15 protein-coding genes and 3 pseudogenes are annotated in these 18,170 nt (G+C 46.4%); 12 read left to right on the top strand and 6 right to left on the bottom strand.

Translation table 11 applies throughout. From position 1 onward, the window contains the following. The first annotated feature begins 99 nt into the window (after positions 1–99). The 3 genes from grpE to dnaJ all read left to right on the top strand — a co-directional run bounded on the left by grpE (position 100) and on the right by dnaJ (position 4,197). Positions 100–702 carry a nucleotide exchange factor GrpE gene (grpE, locus tag VOA_RS10690; protein WP_000064042.1) on the top strand — a complete coding sequence of 201 codons (603 nt, stop codon included), beginning with the start codon at positions 100–102 and terminating at the stop codon, positions 700–702. A gap of 253 nt (positions 703–955) precedes the next feature. Then, on the top strand, positions 956–2,863 hold the full coding sequence (dnaK, locus tag VOA_RS10695) for a molecular chaperone DnaK (RefSeq protein ID WP_000516151.1): 1,908 nt from the start codon (positions 956–958) through the stop codon (positions 2,861–2,863). A gap of 200 nt (positions 2,864–3,063) precedes the next feature. Further along, the gene (gene dnaJ / locus VOA_RS10700; RefSeq protein WP_000043917.1) at positions 3,064–4,197 is read left to right on the top strand and encodes a molecular chaperone DnaJ; all 1,134 of its coding nucleotides are present in this window, start codon (positions 3,064–3,066) and stop codon (positions 4,195–4,197) included. A 102-nt stretch (positions 4,198–4,299) separates the two neighbouring features. On the opposite strand, the gene VOA_RS10705 is transcribed toward dnaJ, so the two are convergent. After that, positions 4,300–4,743: a type IV pilin protein gene (locus tag VOA_RS10705; protein ID WP_000425241.1), complete on the bottom strand. Its 444-nt coding sequence runs from the start codon at positions 4,741–4,743 to the stop codon at positions 4,300–4,302. A gap of 96 nt (positions 4,744–4,839) precedes the next feature. Here VOA_RS10705 and VOA_RS10710 point away from each other — a divergent pair, with 96 nt between their 5' ends. The 4 genes and pseudogenes from VOA_RS10710 to VOA_RS19095 form a co-directional block, all read left to right on the top strand. Next, complete coding sequence (locus VOA_RS10710; RefSeq protein WP_000554596.1) at positions 4,840–5,352, top strand: pilus assembly FimT family protein; 513 nt, start codon at positions 4,840–4,842, stop codon at positions 5,350–5,352. Next, entirely contained in the window at positions 5,333–5,923 is a 591-nt protein-coding gene (locus VOA_RS10715) for a PulJ/GspJ family protein (protein ID WP_001185562.1), read from the top strand. Before VOA_RS10710 ends, VOA_RS10715 begins: the two co-directional genes overlap by 20 nt. Next, positions 5,923–7,155, top strand: a complete 1,233-nt coding sequence (locus tag VOA_RS10720) for a hypothetical protein (RefSeq protein ID WP_000617159.1) — start codon at positions 5,923–5,925, stop codon at positions 7,153–7,155. The genes VOA_RS10715 and VOA_RS10720 overlap by 1 nt, the downstream gene beginning before the upstream one ends. Continuing rightward, a pseudogene (locus tag VOA_RS19095) lies at positions 7,145–7,264 on the top strand (type IV pilus modification PilV family protein); the annotation flags it as partial. The gene VOA_RS10720 and the pseudogene VOA_RS19095, both read left to right, overlap by 11 nt. Before the next feature lie 59 nt (positions 7,265–7,323). On the opposite strand, the gene VOA_RS10725 reads toward VOA_RS19095, so the two are convergent. Continuing rightward, entirely contained in the window at positions 7,324–8,364 is a 1,041-nt protein-coding gene (locus tag VOA_RS10725; RefSeq protein WP_000903432.1) for an IS481-like element ISVvu4 family transposase, read from the bottom strand. 104 nt (positions 8,365–8,468) lie between these two features. Here VOA_RS10725 and VOA_RS10730 point away from each other — a divergent pair. The 3 genes and pseudogenes from VOA_RS10730 to tadA all read left to right on the top strand — a co-directional run. Next, positions 8,469–8,771, top strand: a pseudogene (locus VOA_RS10730) (type IV pilin); the annotation flags it as partial. 489 nt (positions 8,772–9,260) lie between these two features. Then, the gene (locus tag VOA_RS10735) at positions 9,261–10,820 is read left to right on the top strand and encodes an AbgT family transporter (RefSeq protein WP_000070917.1); all 1,560 of its coding nucleotides are present in this window, start codon (positions 9,261–9,263) and stop codon (positions 10,818–10,820) included. 123 nt (positions 10,821–10,943) lie between these two features. Further along, entirely contained in the window at positions 10,944–11,456 is a 513-nt protein-coding gene (gene tadA / locus VOA_RS10740; RefSeq protein ID WP_009355874.1) for a tRNA adenosine(34) deaminase TadA, read from the top strand. Positions 11,457–11,501: 45 nt separating this feature from the next. On the opposite strand, the gene VOA_RS20340 is transcribed toward tadA, so the two are convergent. Together VOA_RS20340 and mltF are read right to left on the bottom strand one after the other, a co-directional pair. Then, on the bottom strand, positions 11,502–11,636 hold the full coding sequence (locus VOA_RS20340) for a hypothetical protein (protein WP_000946177.1): 135 nt from the start codon (positions 11,634–11,636) through the stop codon (positions 11,502–11,504). Between the two features lie 230 nt (positions 11,637–11,866). Then, on the bottom strand, positions 11,867–13,444 hold the full coding sequence (gene mltF / locus VOA_RS10750; RefSeq protein ID WP_000187491.1) for a membrane-bound lytic murein transglycosylase MltF: 1,578 nt from the start codon (positions 13,442–13,444) through the stop codon (positions 11,867–11,869). 106 nt (positions 13,445–13,550) lie between these two features. On the opposite strand from mltF, the pseudogene VOA_RS20490 reads away from it, so the two are divergent. After that, a pseudogene (locus VOA_RS20490) lies at positions 13,551–13,757 on the top strand (hypothetical protein). Further along, positions 13,754–17,647 carry a phosphoribosylformylglycinamidine synthase gene (purL, locus tag VOA_RS10755; RefSeq protein WP_001221768.1) on the top strand — a complete coding sequence of 1,298 codons (3,894 nt, stop codon included), beginning with the start codon at positions 13,754–13,756 and terminating at the stop codon, positions 17,645–17,647. The pseudogene VOA_RS20490 and the gene purL overlap by 4 nt, the downstream one beginning before the upstream one ends. A 103-nt stretch (positions 17,648–17,750) precedes the next feature. Here the strand turns inward: purL and VOA_RS10760 are convergent, their stop codons facing one another. Together VOA_RS10760 and VOA_RS10765 are read right to left on the bottom strand one after the other, a co-directional pair. Then, positions 17,751–17,942, bottom strand: coding sequence for a DUF4250 domain-containing protein (locus VOA_RS10760; protein ID WP_001046696.1), 192 nt, complete (start codon positions 17,940–17,942; stop codon positions 17,751–17,753). 5 nt (positions 17,943–17,947) lie between these two features. Continuing rightward, on the bottom strand, positions 17,948–18,151 hold the full coding sequence (locus VOA_RS10765; RefSeq protein WP_001267016.1) for a YaeP family protein: 204 nt from the start codon (positions 18,149–18,151) through the stop codon (positions 17,948–17,950). Positions 18,152–18,170: the final 19 nt, after the last annotated feature.

The following is an 18,170-nucleotide window of genomic DNA, read 5'->3' as shown; positions in this document are numbered from 1 at the left end:
TAATAAGGGCAAGTTGTGCTTTTATGCGAATTTTTGTGTTGGGAAATCGACAACTAGGCGATTTCTCCTGACCAGTATGAAGTGAATTTTGGAGATATCATGAGCAACGAAGAGATCAAAAACAAAGACGAGCAACTGCAACAAGAAACGGTTGAAACCGAAGCTGAAGTTGTAGGTACAGATGCCGATATCGATTGGAACCAAGCTGCTGATGAGCTTGATGAGAAAGAAGCAAAAATTGCTCAGCTAGAAGCAGCACTGCTTGTGAGCGAAGAGCGCGTAAAAGAGCAGCAAGACAATGTGCTGCGTGCGCGTGCTGAAGTCGAAAACATGCGTCGCCGTAGCGAGCAAGAAGTGGATAAAGCGCGTAAATTCGCACTCAGTCGCTTTGCTGAAGAGCTGCTGCCAGTGATTGATAACCTTGAGCGTGCGATTCAAGCTGCCGATGGTGAAGTTGAAGCCATCAAACCTCTACTGGAAGGTGTGGAACTGACGCACAAAACCTTCGTAGACACCATTGCTAAGTTCGGCTTGAAAGAGATCAATCCGCACGGTGAAACCTTCAATCCTGAATTCCATCAAGCGATGTCGATTCAAGAAAGCGCCGAGCATGAGCCAAACACAGTGATGTTTGTGATGCAAAAAGGCTATGAATTGAATGGCCGTGTGGTTCGCCCTGCGATGGTTATGGTTTCTAAATAACCATTTCTTAGCAATTATCAAATCTGAAAACGAAGAGCGAAGCCGATTGGCTTCGCTTTTTTATGCCCAAAACGCAATAAATCTGAATTTTTTTCACTTTTACCCTTGAAATGGTTTTTGAAGACCTTATTTAAGGGGCATACGAGAAGCAAACAAGCCCGTTTTGGTTTGTGAGTAGGGGTTGAAACCCGATTCTCCATCCCCACATTAGGGGTATACAAATCGAACATAGAATTTTTTTGGAGATAGCCTGATGGGTAAAATCATTGGTATTGACTTAGGTACTACAAACTCATGTGTTGCTGTGTTGGACGGCGACAAGCCTCGCGTAATTGAAAACGCAGAGGGTGAGCGTACTACTCCTTCTGTAATTGCCTATACAGACGGTGAAACTCTGGTGGGTCAACCTGCAAAACGTCAAGCAGTTACTAACCCACAAAATACGCTATTTGCAATTAAGCGTTTGATCGGTCGTCGTTTTGAAGACGAAGAAGTTCAGCGCGATATCAAAATCATGCCTTACAAGATTGTTAAGGCTGACAACGGTGATGCTTGGGTTGAAGCGAAAGGCCAAAAAATGGCGGCTCCTCAAGTGTCTGCTGAAGTTCTGAAGAAAATGAAGAAAACCGCGGAAGATTTCCTCGGTGAGCCAGTTACTGCAGCGGTTATCACTGTTCCTGCTTACTTTAACGATGCTCAGCGTCAAGCAACCAAAGATGCTGGCCGTATCGCAGGTCTAGAAGTGAAACGTATCATCAACGAACCAACCGCAGCCGCTCTGGCTTATGGTCTGGACAAGCAAGGCGGCGATCGCACTATCGCGGTATACGACCTTGGCGGTGGTACATTCGATATCTCTATCATTGAGATCGATGAAGTTGAAGGTGAGAAAACCTTCGAAGTTCTGTCTACCAACGGTGACACTCACCTAGGTGGTGAAGACTTTGATAACCGTATGATCAACTACCTGGTTGACGAATTCAAAAAAGACCAAGGCATCGACCTGCGTAACGACCCGCTGGCAATGCAACGTCTGAAAGAAGCAGCTGAGAAAGCGAAAATCGAACTTTCTTCTGCGCAGCAAACAGACGTTAACCTGCCATACATCACGGCAGATGCGACCGGTCCTAAGCACATGAACATCAAAGTGACTCGTGCGAAATTGGAAGCGCTGGTTGAAGATTTGGTTCAACGTTCTCTGGAGCCACTGAAAGTTGCTCTGGCTGACGCAGGCCTGTCTGTGAACGAGATTACTGACGTTATCCTTGTCGGTGGTCAAACTCGTATGCCAATGGTTCAGAAGAAAGTAGCTGAATTCTTTGGTAAAGAGCCACGTAAAGACGTGAACCCTGATGAAGCGGTTGCGGTAGGTGCTGCGGTTCAAGGTGGTGTTCTGGCGGGGGAAGTAAAAGACGTTCTGCTGCTAGACGTAACGCCTCTGTCTTTGGGTATCGAAACCATGGGCGGTGTGATGACCAAGCTCATCGAGAAAAACACCACTATCCCAACCAAAGCGAACCAAGTGTTCTCTACGGCGGAAGATAACCAAAGCGCAGTAACCATCCATGTACTGCAAGGTGAGCGTAAGCAAGCGATGTACAACAAGTCTCTGGGTCAATTTAACCTAGAGGGTATCAACGCTGCACCACGTGGTATGCCACAAATCGAAGTTATCTTCGATTTGGATGCGGACGGTATCCTGCACGTTTCAGCGAAAGACAAACAGACTGGCAAAGAGCAGAAGATCACTATCCAAGCTTCTGGCGGTCTGAGCGATGCTGAAATCGAAAAAATGGTTCAAGAAGCTGAAGCGAACAAAGAAGCGGACAAAAAGTTCGAAGAGTTAGCGACAGCGCGTAACCAAGCAGACCAGATGATCCACGCAACTCGCAAACAAATCACTGAAGCAGGCGAAGCACTGCCAGCGGATGAGAAAGCAAAGATCGAAACGGCGATCAATGAGCTGGAAACTGCGAAGAAAGGCGAAGACAAAGCGGAAATCGATGCCAAAGTGCAAGCACTGATGGCAGCGGCACAGAAGCTGATGGAAATCGCACAGCAACAAGCTCAAGCACAAGGTGCAAACGCTGAACAGTCTTCAACAAAAGAAGATGACGTAGTTGACGCTGAGTTTGAAGAAGTTAACGACGATAAGAAGTAATTGAGCGATACCGCACGAAATAACTCGTGCGGTTTGCTGAGTTCTTATTGAACTTTGAAGCAGCGGGCGTTTGAGGTAACTCTTACGCCCGTCTGTTTGAAGCGTGTCGCTAAAGATAAAGGCAACCTGATCCCCCTTATCTATATCGATACCCACCGAGCGGCGTAGCCGTTGGCAGTAACAAATTGGTGACTGAGAACATGTCAAAACGTGATTTTTACGAAGTATTAGGCGTAGGCCGTGACGCCTCCGAGCGTGATATTAAAAAGGCATACAAACGCCTTGCGATGAAATACCACCCGGACCGCAACTCGGGAGATGCCGGTGCGGCGGAAAAGTTTAAAGAAGTCAAAGAAGCGTATGAAATTCTGACCGATGCACAGAAGAAAGCGGCTTATGACCAATATGGCCATGCGGCGTTTGAACAAGGCGCAGGTGGTTTTGGCGGCGGCGGCGGTGCTGACTTTGGCGATATTTTTGGTGACGTGTTTGGTGACATCTTTGGTGGTGGTCGCCGTGGCGGCGGTCCGAGAGCACAGCGTGGCTCCGACTTACGTTACAACATGGAGCTGAGCCTTGAAGAAGCGGTTCGTGGCTGCTCGAAAGAGATTGAAGTACCGACCTTAGTACATTGTGACTCTTGTGATGGCTCAGGTGCGAAAAAAGGCACCTCAGCACAAACTTGTGGAACCTGTCACGGTCATGGCCAAGTCCAGATGCGTCAGGGCTTTTTTGCCGTGCAGCAAACCTGTCCAACCTGTCATGGTAAAGGCAAGATCATTAAAGATCCTTGTAACGTCTGTCATGGCCAAGGTCGCAAGCAAAAGACTAAGACACTCAATGTCAAAATCCCAGCGGGTGTGGATACGGGCGATCGCATTCGTCTAGCTGGTGAAGGTGAAGCCGGCGAAATGGGCGCACCAGCAGGGGATTTGTACGTACAAGTGCATGTCAAAGAGCACCACATTTTCGAGCGCGATGGCAACAACTTGTACTGTGAAGTGCCAGTCAGTTTCGCGATGGCGGCTCTGGGCGGTGAAGTGGAAGTTCCAACACTCGATGGTCGCGTAAGTCTGAAAGTGCCAGCTGAAACCCAAACGGGCCGCATGTTCCGCATGCGTGGTAAAGGCGTGAAAGGCGTTCGCTCTGCGGCATTAGGCGATTTGATTGTCAAACTTGTGGTCGAAACCCCAGTCAATTTGAGTGCTCGCCAGAAAGAGCTGCTGAAAGAGTTTGAAGAGTCTTGCGGTGGTGAAGCGGCGACGAAACACAAACCAAAAGCTGAAGGCTTCTTTAATGGTGTGAAGAAGTTTTTTGATGACCTAACCAGTTAATCAAAATTCAATCAGTAATAATAAGAAAAGACCAGCTTGCTGGTCTTTTCTTATTTCAGTAAATAACTCAATGATGATTTTATTACGTTGATATTCGGATTTTTATTTCCAACATGCGCTAGGTGTAGTTACCCCTTTCTCATTTAACGTGAGGGATGCATAGGTATTACCGCCGCATTTATCACTATTCTGTCCTTTGGTGGATTGCGGGGTTGCTGTAATGGCGTAGCTGCTGGCGGCGGTTTCGACCACAATCTTGTAACGATCACTGTCTACGCTACAAAACGAATTACAGACTTTTTGGGCATCGACAATGCCCGTAGCCGTATAGCCATTGTTGTACTTTTCTTCTAAATAAAGCTGAATTTTGGCCATATCCGCCATTGCCTGTTTACGATGGCCTTCTTTAACATAGTTGGTATAGGCTGGGTAAGCGATACTGGCTAAAATTCCCACGATCACTACCGCGATCATTAATTCGATCAATGTCATACCTTGTTGCTGAGTCACACTTGGCTTGCAGAAAATTTTTCGAATCATTTCCATTACTTCTCTTTATAAAACAACGCCATTTTTGATAGCTGTTAGCATCTATGCAAGTTGATTCACCATACTCTCACAGTTTGCAAAGGATTTTGGGAAATGCATCGCGGCTTTACTTTGCTGGAGCTTTTGATCACCGTTGCGGTATTAACCACAATGTTGCTTTTTGCTGCCCCTAATTTTTCAAAGGTGAGCCAGCAAACGAAGATGACCAATTTAGCCAATGAATTGCAGGGATTCCTCATTCAGGCTAAATCGGAAGCCGTTTTTCGAAATCAGGATTTATGGGTGCATATTCAAGGATTGCCTTCTATAACGGGTCAATGGCAACTAGTGTTATCTAGCGTATCGGATGTGGCAGCGATCGATGCAAGTAATACGGTTGCTCAGTTGCAAGGTCAGCGATATCAAAATGTATTTGTATCGAAGACCAATACACTAACTGAGGTCAAATTTGATCATGTAATGGGCAATCCTCAGGAAGCGGGCAGTCTTTTTATTAAACCGTCGGAATCTGCTGCCGATTCAATCAAAGTGACAGTGCACAATCGGGCTGGGCGAATCAAAGTTTGCACCGAAAATGAGGCAAAATATGGCTTTGAAAAGTGCTAACCAGCAAGGTAATACGCTGATTGAATTTATGGTTGCCGCTTTGGTGGGGGCGATGGCTTTAGCTATTGTCGGGACTGTCTTTTTGTCTAACCAAAAAGCGGCAGCGCAACGCAGTAAAGAAATCATGCTGCTTCAGCAAGTTAGCAGCGTTATGCAGCAGATGAAAGAGGATATCCAACGTGCTGGTTTTGATGATGTGGGTAATCAATCTATGCGGCTATCTGGTGCTGTCGGTGTGATCTATCGAGCATCGAATAAAATTAGTTATGTTTATCGAAAATCATCCACCAAGGTGAGTAATACGGTCTATCAATTAAATAATGACATGTTGGAGTACTGCCAAAAGGATTCCACCTCTCCACTCAGCGTTGTCTCTGCTGCGACAGGATGTTTTGATTTATTTGACCCGAAACAAATCAAAATTGATCAATTTGAAGTTTCAGAAACGCCTTTATCTGGTCAATCGGTCAATAGTTCGTTAATGACGATTTCTATTATGGCGAAATTAAAAGATACCCCTAATATCTCTCATGCTATTTCATTACAGATTCAGCAAAGGAATTGGCAATAATGATTCAATATCAAAAAGGTGTCGCGACTTTACTGATTACCGCTATTTTGCTTTCAATCGCATTGGTTGTGACGCTCGGTTCGTATAAAAATCTTTTTTATCAGATTAAACGTGCACAAAATGAAATAAAAGCTAGGCAAGAGCACTGGCTCGCAGAGGGGGGGCTAGAGTGTGGTTATTCACAGTTTTTATTTTACAATGGGCTCCCGGGTACGATTACTGATTGTGGTAGTGGCTTAGGTGTTATACCTCAATTTAGTTTAATCAGTTCAGGGTATAAAGTGACTTCCCACTATGGTTATTCCTCATTGGTTAAAGATATTCTCATCTCAGGGAATATGGCGCATGGTGCAATTCAATCAGCTTCTGATATTTATGTTAGAGGAAGTGTTAATATTATTCCAGACCCTGGTGTTTTTAATTCAGATGGGTGGGAATGTATTGCGCTACGCTATAAGAATATTTTTGATGCATCTGGTGCTATACAAAATGATGGAGTCTTAATTCCTAACAAACCGCCCTATACTGGATTCTTAAATCCAACGGGGAAGGATTGTCAAACCACACACAAATCCAGTGCGTCAGGAACTCTACCCATCGGTAGTGATTTTGTTAAGCAACCAGAAATGAGCTTATTTGAAGAGTTCTTTGATGTCAGTGAGGAGCAGCATGAAAAAATAAAGAACAATCCAAAGTTCACGCAAATTCTTGCTCCAGAAAATACGAATGGTCAACCTAATATTGTTCCTGATTGTGGACAGAAAATATTGGAACAAATAGAAAATAAACATTATTACCTATGGATTGAAGGGGGGTGTGAACTTAATGCTGTTTATACGCAAAAGGTTTCTGAAGCTTCTCATAAAACACCCGGTGTATTGATTTTGGTTCACGAAGGGATTTTTTCCGTTATGGGTAATGGAGAGTTAAAAGGAGTGTTGTTTCATTTCAATAAGGACTATGTTTCATCAACACAGCACTGGGCCTCTTTTGAAGCGAATACATATTTAAATCACAATCCAAGTGTCATACCAGACTCATTCAGAACGATTGCCTCTTATTATCAACACGGTTCATTTACTGTGACTGGTGGGCAGTTTCTTGATAGCTCGGGTCAGGCCGCGGCATTTAATAACTCCTTAGTATTTAATTTTAATAAAGATGTGATCGATCATATTGCGAGTAATTTTGTAAACCCGCGCTGGAAAGAAGGAAGCTGGAATGCGCAATAAGCAACGTGGATTTAGCTTGATCGAAGTGATGATCTCATTTGTGTTGATTGGTATTGGTGCGCTTGGCTTGGTGAAATTACAAGCTTATATCGAGCAACGTGCCGATTACGTGTACTAATTCAGACCTGATCTGACAGTTACCCACTTTTCGACTTGGTGCCTGTCAGATTATATCTGGGCTAGATTCTTTTCAGCCCAGATTGATTTCCCATCCTCTAATGTTTCTATCGGCGTTCTGCCACAGCACATTTTTCCTTGATGAGTACGGTGATTGTTGTAGTAGTCCATCCATTCGTCCAGATCTTTCTGCAACTCTTCGATAGAACCATACAGTTTCTTTCTGAATGTCACTTGGTAGAACTCATTCAATATGGTCTTGTGGAAGCGCTCGCAGATACCATTTGTTTGTGGTGACATCGCTTTAGTTTTCGTGTGGTCGATATCATTAATAGCTAGGTAGAGCTGGTAATCGTGCTGTTCAACACGACCACAGTATTCAGTGCCTCGGTCAGTCAAGATTCGCAGCATTGGCAGTTCATGCGCCTCAAAGAACGGTAGAACCTTATCATTCAATATATCCGCTGCGGTGATTGGTGTTTTCGTTGTGTAGAGCTTGGCAAAGGCGACTTTACTGTAGGTATCAACGAAGGTTTGTTGATAGATGCGCCCAACACCTTTCAAGTTGCCAACATAGAATGTGTCTTGAGAGCCGAGATAACCTGGATGCGCTGTTTCTATCTCACCACAAGCCTCATCATCGTGCTTCTTACGCTCAAGAGCCGCAACTTGCTCGTCCGTTAGGATAATACCGTTCTCTGCGACCTGTTTCTCCAGTGCGATAAGACGTTTCTTGAAGTTCTCTAGGTCATTGCGAAGCCAGATTGAGCGTACGCCACTTGGAGAGATAAACACTCCCAATTTACGTAATTCATTACTCGTTCTAACTTGTCCATGAGCTGGGAAGTCGATGGCGTATTTGATAACGGCTTGCTCAGTTTCACTATCAACACGGTTCTTCAAATTCGGTGCTCTTCGGCTACGGTTAATCAGAGCATCAATACCCCCCGTCTCAACCAACTCTTGATAACGGTAGAAAGTATCTCTTGATACCCCCATAACCTTACAGGCTCTAGATACATTACCGAGTTCTTCTGCAAGATTGAGAAGGCCCGCTTTGTGTTTGATAATTGGATTGCTAGTATGAAGCATGAGAGTTACCTCTTTTTGTCTTTGATTAGTGATTAAGCACCTTTAATCAAAATGGGTAACTCTCTTCTTTTCAAATTGAAGTGTCAGATCTAGTCGGAACTAATACAGATTACGCCATGCACAGTATTGAAGCTTTGAACCTTGCCGAGCAGAAATTGGAATGGTTTCGTACCCGTGGGGCTTCTTCTGCTCTACCTACGATGCCTGCGGCTAATTTTGATACCAATATTGTCTCTGGGAATGATGTTTCACATCCTCTGTATACCTTGTCGTGGTCTGTGCCAGCTGCAACTCTGTCGGGAGCACTTAAGACCATATATATAGAAGCTCTATGGCAAGATCGCCATGGTGAAACCCAGTCAGTTGAGCTGAAAACCATGATCTCTAAATACAGTGAGTTTGATTAACAAACTTTCTTGTGATGTTTCGTATGACATCCCGATCATTCTTCTGTCATTCCAACTTGGATCTCTCATACCGAGTTGGAATGGGGGCTTTTGCTCCTGATTAAAATTCATTCTCTTGTTTGAACCTCCATATATCAGAGAACACTACATTCTCTTCACTCCTATCCCTTACTCTTTATCGACAAATCATATGTTCATCGATCTGCGCAATCTCAGTTTTTGCAAGTTGGTTTCTGAAATGTATGTGTTGTTTTTTCTGTAATGTTTCGAATGTGTTTCTTTGGTTTTCTGTTTTTGCAAAATATGTCTCTAAATATGTAAAAAAAGAACGAACTCTGTGCTTTGGCTAGGGCGTTTCTATACAATGCCAAGTGAAAAATTGCCCTTTCACTGTGACTGATTAACCAAGCTCACACGGATATTCGAAACGGCTACAGAAGGCCAAACTTATAAGGCCTCACGCAGCAACATCACATTACGGAATTTACTATGAGTAACCAATCTATCAATCAAGCGCTATCGGCCAAACCAAGTGGGATGGATCGCTTTTTAAACTTTATTGAACGGGCCGGAAACAAGATCCCTGACCCTGCTATTCTTTTCTTTTGGGCACTGGTCATCGTTTGGGTTTCCTCTGCTCTGCTCTCTAATCTAAGTTTTGATTTGATTAACCCTCGTACTAATGAGGCTCTAGAAATCAAAAACTTACTAACCGGCGAATCACTGGCTCATTTTCTTGCCAATATGGTGACCACATTTACCAGTTTTGCGCCGCTCGGTATTGTACTTGTTGCTATGTTAGGTGTGGGTGTTGCTGACTCTTCTGGCTTTATTACCACAGGCCTGAAGAAAATGCTTAATGTCACGCCGGCGAAACTGCTCACTCCTATGCTGATTTTGGTGGCGATTGTTTCACACACTGCGGCTGATGCAGGTTATGTGCTGGTGATTCCACTGGGTGGTATTATTTTCCATGCAGCAGGTCGTCATCCGCTGGCGGGTATTGCTGCGGCGTTTGCAGGGGTATCTGGCGGTTTCTCTGCGAACTTTATTCCGTCTGGTATCGACCCATTACTGGCTGGTTTTACTCAAACTGCGGCGCAAGTACTGGATCAGTCTTACCAAGTTAACCCATTAGCCAACATTTACTTCACCGGTCTGTCATCCATTATCATTGTGGCGATTGGCTGGTATGTGACGGATAAAGTGATTGAGCCTCGTTTAGCCGCAACTAAAGTGGATGAGGATGCGGAATCCGCTCCTGATCTGGGGTCATTCACTGCGATCGAATCAAAAGCTTTCCGCTATGCAGGCTGGGCAATGGTTGCTGGTATCGCACTGCTAGTGGCAGCCGTATGGCCTGAAAACTCAGCATTGCGTTCTCCAGATGGTCAGATTACAGCATTCTCTGCACCAATCATGAAGTCGATTGTTCCGCTGATTTTTATCCTTTTCATCATTCCAGGCATCGTTTATGGCCGTGTCGCGGGAACGTTTAAAAATAGTAACGATGTGATCAAAGCCATGTCAGGCACCATGTCTACTATGGGTGCTTACATCGTGATGTCGTTCTTCTGTGCACAATTCCTTTCTGCTTTCGGCCAATCGAACATTGGTACTATGCTGGCACTGTACGGTGCAGAAGGTTTGAAAGCGATGAATCTTCCAGGTCAAGCCACGATTGTTGGGATGATTCTATTGACGGCTATGGTTAATCTGCTGGTTGGTTCTGCTTCAGCTAAATGGGCACTGATTGGCCCAATCTTAGTACCTATGCTGATGGCCGTTGGTATCTCTCCTGAGCTTTCTCAAGCGGCATACCGCGTGGGTGATTCGGTGTCTAACATCATTTCTCCACTAATGGTGTTCTTCCCTCTCGTGGTTGTGTATTGCCAACGCTATGTGAAATCAACGGGTATCGGCACCTTGGCTTCGATGATGATGCCTTACTCAATCGCTATGCTCATCGGTTGGTCTGTGTTCCTGCTAGTTTACTGGGCATTGGGTATCCCGCTAGGTATTCAAGCGCCGTACACTTACACCATGTAAGTCGCCAAACCGATAAATATCGACGAGCCCACTCAATTGAGTGGGCTTTTTCTTGCTCTTACTTTCGTTTTTTCTGCAATCTCCGCTAGAATCACCGTTTTCGATAATCCTTGGAGTGTGGTTTTGTCCGAGTCTCTTTTTTCTACTCAAGATGAGCAATTTATGCGTCGAGCGATCGAGTTAGCCGCTCAAGCCGAAGCACTAGGTGAAGTTCCTGTTGGCGCGGTGTTGGTTCAAGAGGGGAAGATTATTGCTGAAGGCTGGAATTGCTCTATCACACACCAAGATGCCACTGCCCACGCGGAGATTGAAGTTATTCGTGAAGCGGGGAAAGTGCTCAGCAATTATCGCCTGCTCGATACCACCTTGTATGTCACGCTTGAGCCGTGCCCTATGTGTGCAGGAGCGTTATTACACAGTCGAGTGAAACGGATTGTGTACGGAGCGCCAGATTTGAAAGCAGGAGCGGCAGGAACAGTGATGGATCTGTTTAACAGTCAAGCGTCTTACCACTATGCCACTGTTGAAAAAGGGCTATTGGAAGAAGAGTGCCGCACTCAATTACAGGCCTTTTTTCAGCGACGTCGCAAAGAGATAAAAGCGAAACGAGATGAGGAAAAGAAAGAAGGGAAGTGAATCTTTGGCAAACATCGGTAACGATGTTTGCCATTCTAGGTGTTACTACTGGTTGCCAAACTGGACGAAAGCACGATGGCGAGCCAACACCTTTTTCTTGCTGTTGGCTAACATGCGACGACGACGGTTAGCGGATACGGTTTTGTTCAGGAGTTTTGATTGACGTTTACGTCTCAACATAAAACACCCTCCTACTACTGACTGACATAAAACCCCTGCGAGCTAGAGCAGGGGGCCTAATATTGACCTTCTGTTATCTCGGCACAACAGTTGAACTGCTGTTTCAAGTTCTTGGGTCTTGCTGAATTTATCGCTTAATTATTGCGTTTGAATGTTACCTGTTTTTGACGGCAGGAAAGCGATGTAATTCACACATTGGTTTACGTGTTTTCAGCTCAAAAATCAAGTGGCTATTTTATATTCTCATCGGATGCTGCTGCGCCGGATTCGATACCTTCGAGAGACTCAGACTCCATTTTTACCGCGTCTTCATCATTGATCTCTGAGCTGCTGTCATTCAGGCTTGCTTCATCGAGGGCGATCACTGCGAGATCTTCAATATTCTCATCACCGCCAGTCAATTGGCGTTGTTCAAGGTGACCAATGATGCTTTGGTAGTAACGGCGGATGTTTTCCACATAATTACGCGCTTCATCGCCACGCGCGTAACCATAACGAGTCTGAGTAAAGTATTTTTTCTGTTGTAACTGAGGTAAGCGATCTTTTACATCGGCCCATGAATCAGGGTCTGCGCCTTGATTTTTGGTTAAGCGGCGTGCATCCATCATATGCCCATAACCAATGTTGTAAGAGGCTAGCGCAAACCAAATTTTCTCATGATCGGAGATCGAGTCGGGTACTCGCTCCATCATACGGCGAAGATATTCCACACCACCTCGAATCGATTGGTCAGGGTCGAGACGATCGCTAACCCCCACACTACGGGCTGTTGGCAGGGTTAACATCATTAAGCCTCGAACACCAGTAGGGGATTTGGCATATGGATTCCAGTGAGATTCTTGATAAGCCAAGGCAGCCACTAAACGCCAATCAAATTCGGCTGAATACTTTTGAAACATCGGTGTCCATTTAGGCAATCGAGTATCTAACGCACGAATAAACGCACGTGTATCCACATAATCGAAAGTACCTATATGGCCGATATATTTTTCTTCCAAAGACGTGAGGTAACCGGACTGCTTAAGATTGCCAAAAAACTCAATCATTAAAGCATAGAGGCTTTCATCATCGGAACGGCGAATAAACCATGAGATCGGCTGATCTTCGGTTAATTCAAATGCCGCTGCCAGCTCAGGATAGATGCGTTGAGAAAGCGACACTTCGACCGAATCCGCCATAGTAAACATCAGCTCGCCTTGTGAGACTTTTTTCAGCAGTTCATTTACATCCGAATTGTTATCGACATGAAACTGAAAATCAGGGTGTCTTTGCTGCTTCGCTTGCAGTGTGTGTTCAAAATGGGAGTCATCCACCACACTGAAAAAGGCCAAATCTGGATTGCTCTTTAAGAGTTCTTGCTGTTTTTCAACCAACTGTTTGAAATTGCGTGGCCGCCAATCGCCTTTCTTATAGACCACCTGTTGTGACACGTAGTAATAAGCCGGACCCGCACGGAAATCTTTGAGTCGCTCTTCGGATTGGCTTAAGCCAGCAGCAATGATATCCACTTCGCCATTTTTGAGAGCGGGAAACAAGCTAGAGAGGCGATACGCGGGCTTCATTTCCAATTTTACGCCAAGCTCTTTGGCAAATTCTCGGGCTAACTCGTAATCTAATCCCGTTGGGCCATCAGGACCGATGTAATAGGAGAGGGGATTATTGAGAGTGCCCACACGTAAAACCCCACGCTCACGAATTTTTTCTAGCTCGCTTTTCGGCTCGGAATCGATTTGGCAACCGACTAAGAGCAGGCTCAACAGGCCTAGCCAGAGTATGCGAACAGGGAGTTTATAGGTAAAAGGAGTCATCAATTTGGGTTTTCTCTCATCAAGACAGATGCCTTTATATCAAAGGCGATGGTTTTGGCAAAGTCCTCACTGAGTAAGCTGTCATTTTGCTCGAAGATTTGTGCAAATGGGTCGTAACTCAAAATTAACGAAAAAAATGACGCAAACGGTTGCTTTTAGTGTTACGTCACAAAAAGAATTCCTCTATAATGCGCAGCCATTAGTAGAGGTGAAATCGGCATACATTCAATAAATAGAGTTTAATCTACTGTATTTGAAAGAGTTTATGCCAATTACACCTCAATCAATTGGACATAGAGACCTAAGCACATGAGAATTTTGCGTGGCTCCCCAGCTCTTTCAGAGTTTCGTGTTAACAAGCTCCTGACCGCGTGTCGTGAACTGCAACTGCCTGTAACCGGTATTTACGCCGAGTTTATGCACTTTGCCGATCTCAAGGCAGAGCTCAATCCGCAAGAGTTGGAAAAGCTCGAAAAACTGCTCACTTATGGTCCAACCATTCAAGAGCATGAACCGCAAGGTTTATTGCTGTTGGTGACGCCCCGCCCCGGAACCATCTCACCTTGGTCCTCAAAAGCCACCGATATTGCACACAACTGTGGCCTGCATGGCATCAAGCGCCTCGAGCGCGGTACGGCTTATTATGTTGAAGCAGAAACGGCGCTGACCGCAGTACAACTCACAACACTTAAGGCGCTGTTGCATGATCGAATGATGGAAGTCGTGTTCGCAGAACTCACCGATGCCCAGCAACTGTTTAGCGTGGCGGAGCCTGCACCGCTGAGTCAGGTCGATGTGCTAGCTGGTGGTCGTTGTGCGCTTGAAGAGGCAAACGTTTCCCTTGGTCTGGCACTGGCAGAAGATGAAATTGACTATCTGGTTGAGAGTTTCACCAAACTGGGTCGTAATCCTAACGATATTGAACTCATGATGTTTGCACAGGCGAACTCAGAGCACTGCCGCCACAAGATTTTCAACGCCGATTGGACCATTGATGGGGTTAAGCAAGACAAATCGCTGTTCAAAATGATCAAAAACACCTTTGAACAGACGCCGGATTATGTGCTTTCCGCTTATAAAGATAATGCAGCGGTAATGACTGGATCGAGCGTTGGCCGTTTCTTCCCTGATCCTGATAGCCGTCAGTACACCTATCACCATGAAGATACCCACATTCTGATGAAAGTGGAAACCCACAACCACCCAACGGCGATTTCGCCTTGGCCGGGAGCATCGACAGGTTCAGGCGGTGAAATCCGTGATGAAGGCGCAACGGGTATTGGCGGCAAGCCCAAAGCGGGCTTGGTGGGTTTTACTACCTCGAACTTGCGTATTCCCGGTTTTGAACAGCCATGGGAAAGCGATTTTGGTAAGCCAAGCCGCATCGTCAATGCGCTGGATATTATGCTAGAAGGACCACTCGGCGGCGCGGCGTTCAATAACGAATTTGGTCGCCCGAACCTGCTCGGATATTTCCGTACTTATGAAGAAAAAGTGACTTCACATGCGGGCGAAGAGGTACGTGGCTACCACAAACCAATTATGATCGCTGGCGGTCTGGGGAATATCCGCGCCGAGCATATTCAGAAGAAAGAGATCCCAGTTGGGGCAAAACTGATCGTGCTCGGTGGTCCTGCGATGAACATCGGTCTAGGTGGCGGTGCTGCCTCTTCTATGGCATCTGGTCAGTCTGCTGAAGATCTGGATTTTGCTTCCGTGCAGCGTGAGAACCCAGAGATGGAGCGTCGTTGTCAGGAAGTGATCGACCGTTGCTGGCAGCTCGGCGATAAAAACCCGATCGCCTTTATCCATGATGTGGGCGCAGGCGGTATCTCTAACGCGCTGCCTGAGTTGGTTAACGATGGCGATCGCGGTGGTAAATTCCAACTGCGCAACGTGCCGAATGATGAACCGGGCATGAGCCCACTGGAAATTTGGTGTAACGAATCGCAAGAGCGTTATGTGCTGGCGGTTGCAGTGGAAGATATGCCGCTGTTTGATGCCATCTGTCAGCGTGAGCGCGCACCTTATGCTGTGGTGGGTGAAGCGACCGAAGAGCGCCATTTGATGCTGGAAGACAGCCACTTTGCTAACACGCCGATTGATATGCCGATGGATATTCTGCTGGGCAAGCCGCCTAAGATGCATCGTGATGCGAGCACGCTGAAAGTTTCAAGCCCAGCCTTAGATCGTTCTGGTATTGAGCTAAACGAAGCCGTGGATCGTGTACTGCGTTTACCTGCAGTAGCAGAAAAAACGTTCTTGATCACCATCGGTGACCGTTCAGTCACGGGTTTAGTCGCACGAGATCAAATGGTGGGGCCATGGCAAGTCCCAGTGGCTAACTGTGCGGTAACGGCCGCGAGTTTTGATTCTTACCACGGCGAAGCCATGTCGATGGGTGAGCGTACCCCAGTTGCGTTGCTGGATTTCGGTGCCTCCGCACGTTTAGCGGTGGGTGAAGCTATCACCAACATTGCCGCAACCGATATTGGTGAGCTGAAACGCATCAAACTCTCTGCGAACTGGATGTCTCCAGCGGGCCATCCGGGTGAAGATGCCGGCCTGTATGAAGCGGTGAAAGCGGTCGGTGAAGAGCTTTGTCCTGCACTAGGTATCACTATCCCAGTCGGTAAAGACTCGATGTCGATGAAAACCAAATGGCAGGAAAATGGCGAGCAAAAAGAAGTGACTTCGCCGCTGTCACTCATCATTACCGCCTTTGCGCGTGTAGAAGACATTCGCAAGACAGTAACTCCACAACTGCGTACTGACCTTGGCGAGACAAGCTTAATCTTGATTGATTTGGGTAATGGTCAAAATCGTCTTGGCGCAACCGCATTGGCGCAAGTGTACAAACAGTTGGGTGATAAACCTGCTGATGTGGATAACGCGGCGCAGCTCAAAGGCTTCTTTGATGCAGTGCAAACTCTGGTGCGTAACGACAAGCTGGTGGCTTACCACGACAAAGGTGACGGCGGTTTATTGGTGACGTTGGCGGAAATGGCCTTTGCGGGTCATTGTGGTATCAAAGCTAATATTGAAACCTTGGGTGATGATGCACTGGCGGCACTGTTCAATGAAGAGCTTGGTGCTGTGATTCAGGTGAAAAATGATGAGTTGAATGCCGCTCTGGCAACGCTTGCCGCCCATGGCTTAGAAGCGTGTGCTCACGTGATTGGTGAAGTAGAAGCGTCGGATCGCTTGCTGATCACTTGTGGTGAAGAAGTCTTGATTGAGCGCTCTCGTACTGAACTGCGCACAATCTGGGCGGAAATGACCCATAAGATGCAAGCGCTGCGTGATAACTCAGCGTGTGCCGATCAAGAGTTTGCTGCCAAACAAGATAACCGCGACCCAGGCTTGAATGCGAAGTTAACTTACGATGTGCAAGCCGACGTGGCTGCGCCTTACATCACCAAAGGTGCGCGTCCGAAAATGGCGATTTTGCGTGAGCAAGGCGTCAACTCACACGTTGAAATGGCGGCAGCGTTTGACCGCGCTGGTTTTGATGCGGTTGATGTGCATATGAGCGACATTCTGACTGGGCAAACCGTGCTCGATGCTTACCAAGGTCTGGTGGCTTGTGGTGGCTTCTCTTACGGTGACGTACTGGGTGCGGGTGAAGGTTGGGCGAAATCGATTCTGTTTAACGCCCAAGCGCGTGAGCAGTTTGAACAGTTCTTCCAACGTAAAGATACTTTCTCACTTGGGGTGTGTAACGGCTGTCAAATGCTGTCTAACCTGCGTGATTTGATCCCGGGTGCTGAGCTATGGCCACGTTTTGTGCGTAACGAATCGGATCGTTTTGAAGCGCGCTTTAGCTTAGTCGAAGTGCAAAAATCGCCATCGCTGTTCTTTAGCGAGATGGCGGGTTCAAGAATGCCGATTGCAGTTTCTCATGGTGAAGGTCGTGTGGAAGTGCGTGATGCTCAGCATCTGGCGGCAATTGAGCAATCTGGCACCGTAGCGATTCGTTTCGTGGATAACTTTGGTCAGCCAACCCAAGCTTATCCAGGCAACCCGAACGGCTCACCGAATGCGATTACCGGTTTAACCACTCAAGATGGTCGTGTGACGATTATGATGCCGCACCCTGAGCGTGTATTCCGTACCGTCGCCAACTCGTGGCACCCAGATAACTGGGGAGAAAACGGTGCTTGGATGCGTATGTTCCAGAATGCTCGTAAATATTTTGGCTAATTGATTTAGGCTTAAGCACAATAAAAAGCGCTGAGAGAAATCTCGGCGCTTTTTTCGTTTTTTCAGCTCCGATTTGAAAGGGCGTTTTGCGATAACCGTTGGCTTAGCGGAATTGGCCGACTTGCGGTAAAAACTCAAAGCCTGCGCTCGCTAACTTGGCTTCCAACGCGCTGCGATCAATATCGAAATAGCTGACGAGTTTATCCAGATCACCACCAAAGTCGTCACGCAGTTTCATGTTAATGATGCTCATCAGCATGATCGGATCCATAGTGGCAAAATTCGCGAGATTCATGGTGATTAATCCTCAAAATCGGAAATCAGTAAATTCGCCGCCGCAAACGCCGCTTTTTCTCGTGCTGCCAGTGGTAGGGCGGTATCAGCCGCAATCTCGTTTAATGCACGTACAGCGCAGCTGATGGCTTGCGGAATATAGCCTTGATCACCACTACCAATTTGCGCGTAAAGCTCGCGTACCAATTCACAACAGTCGTAAACTCGCATGGGTTCGTCCTCAAATGAT

This window comes from Vibrio sp. RC586, from assembly GCF_000176715.1.
Lineage (GTDB): Bacteria > Pseudomonadota > Gammaproteobacteria > Enterobacterales > Vibrionaceae > Vibrio.
This window is presented reverse-complemented; position numbering and strand designations above follow the sequence as displayed.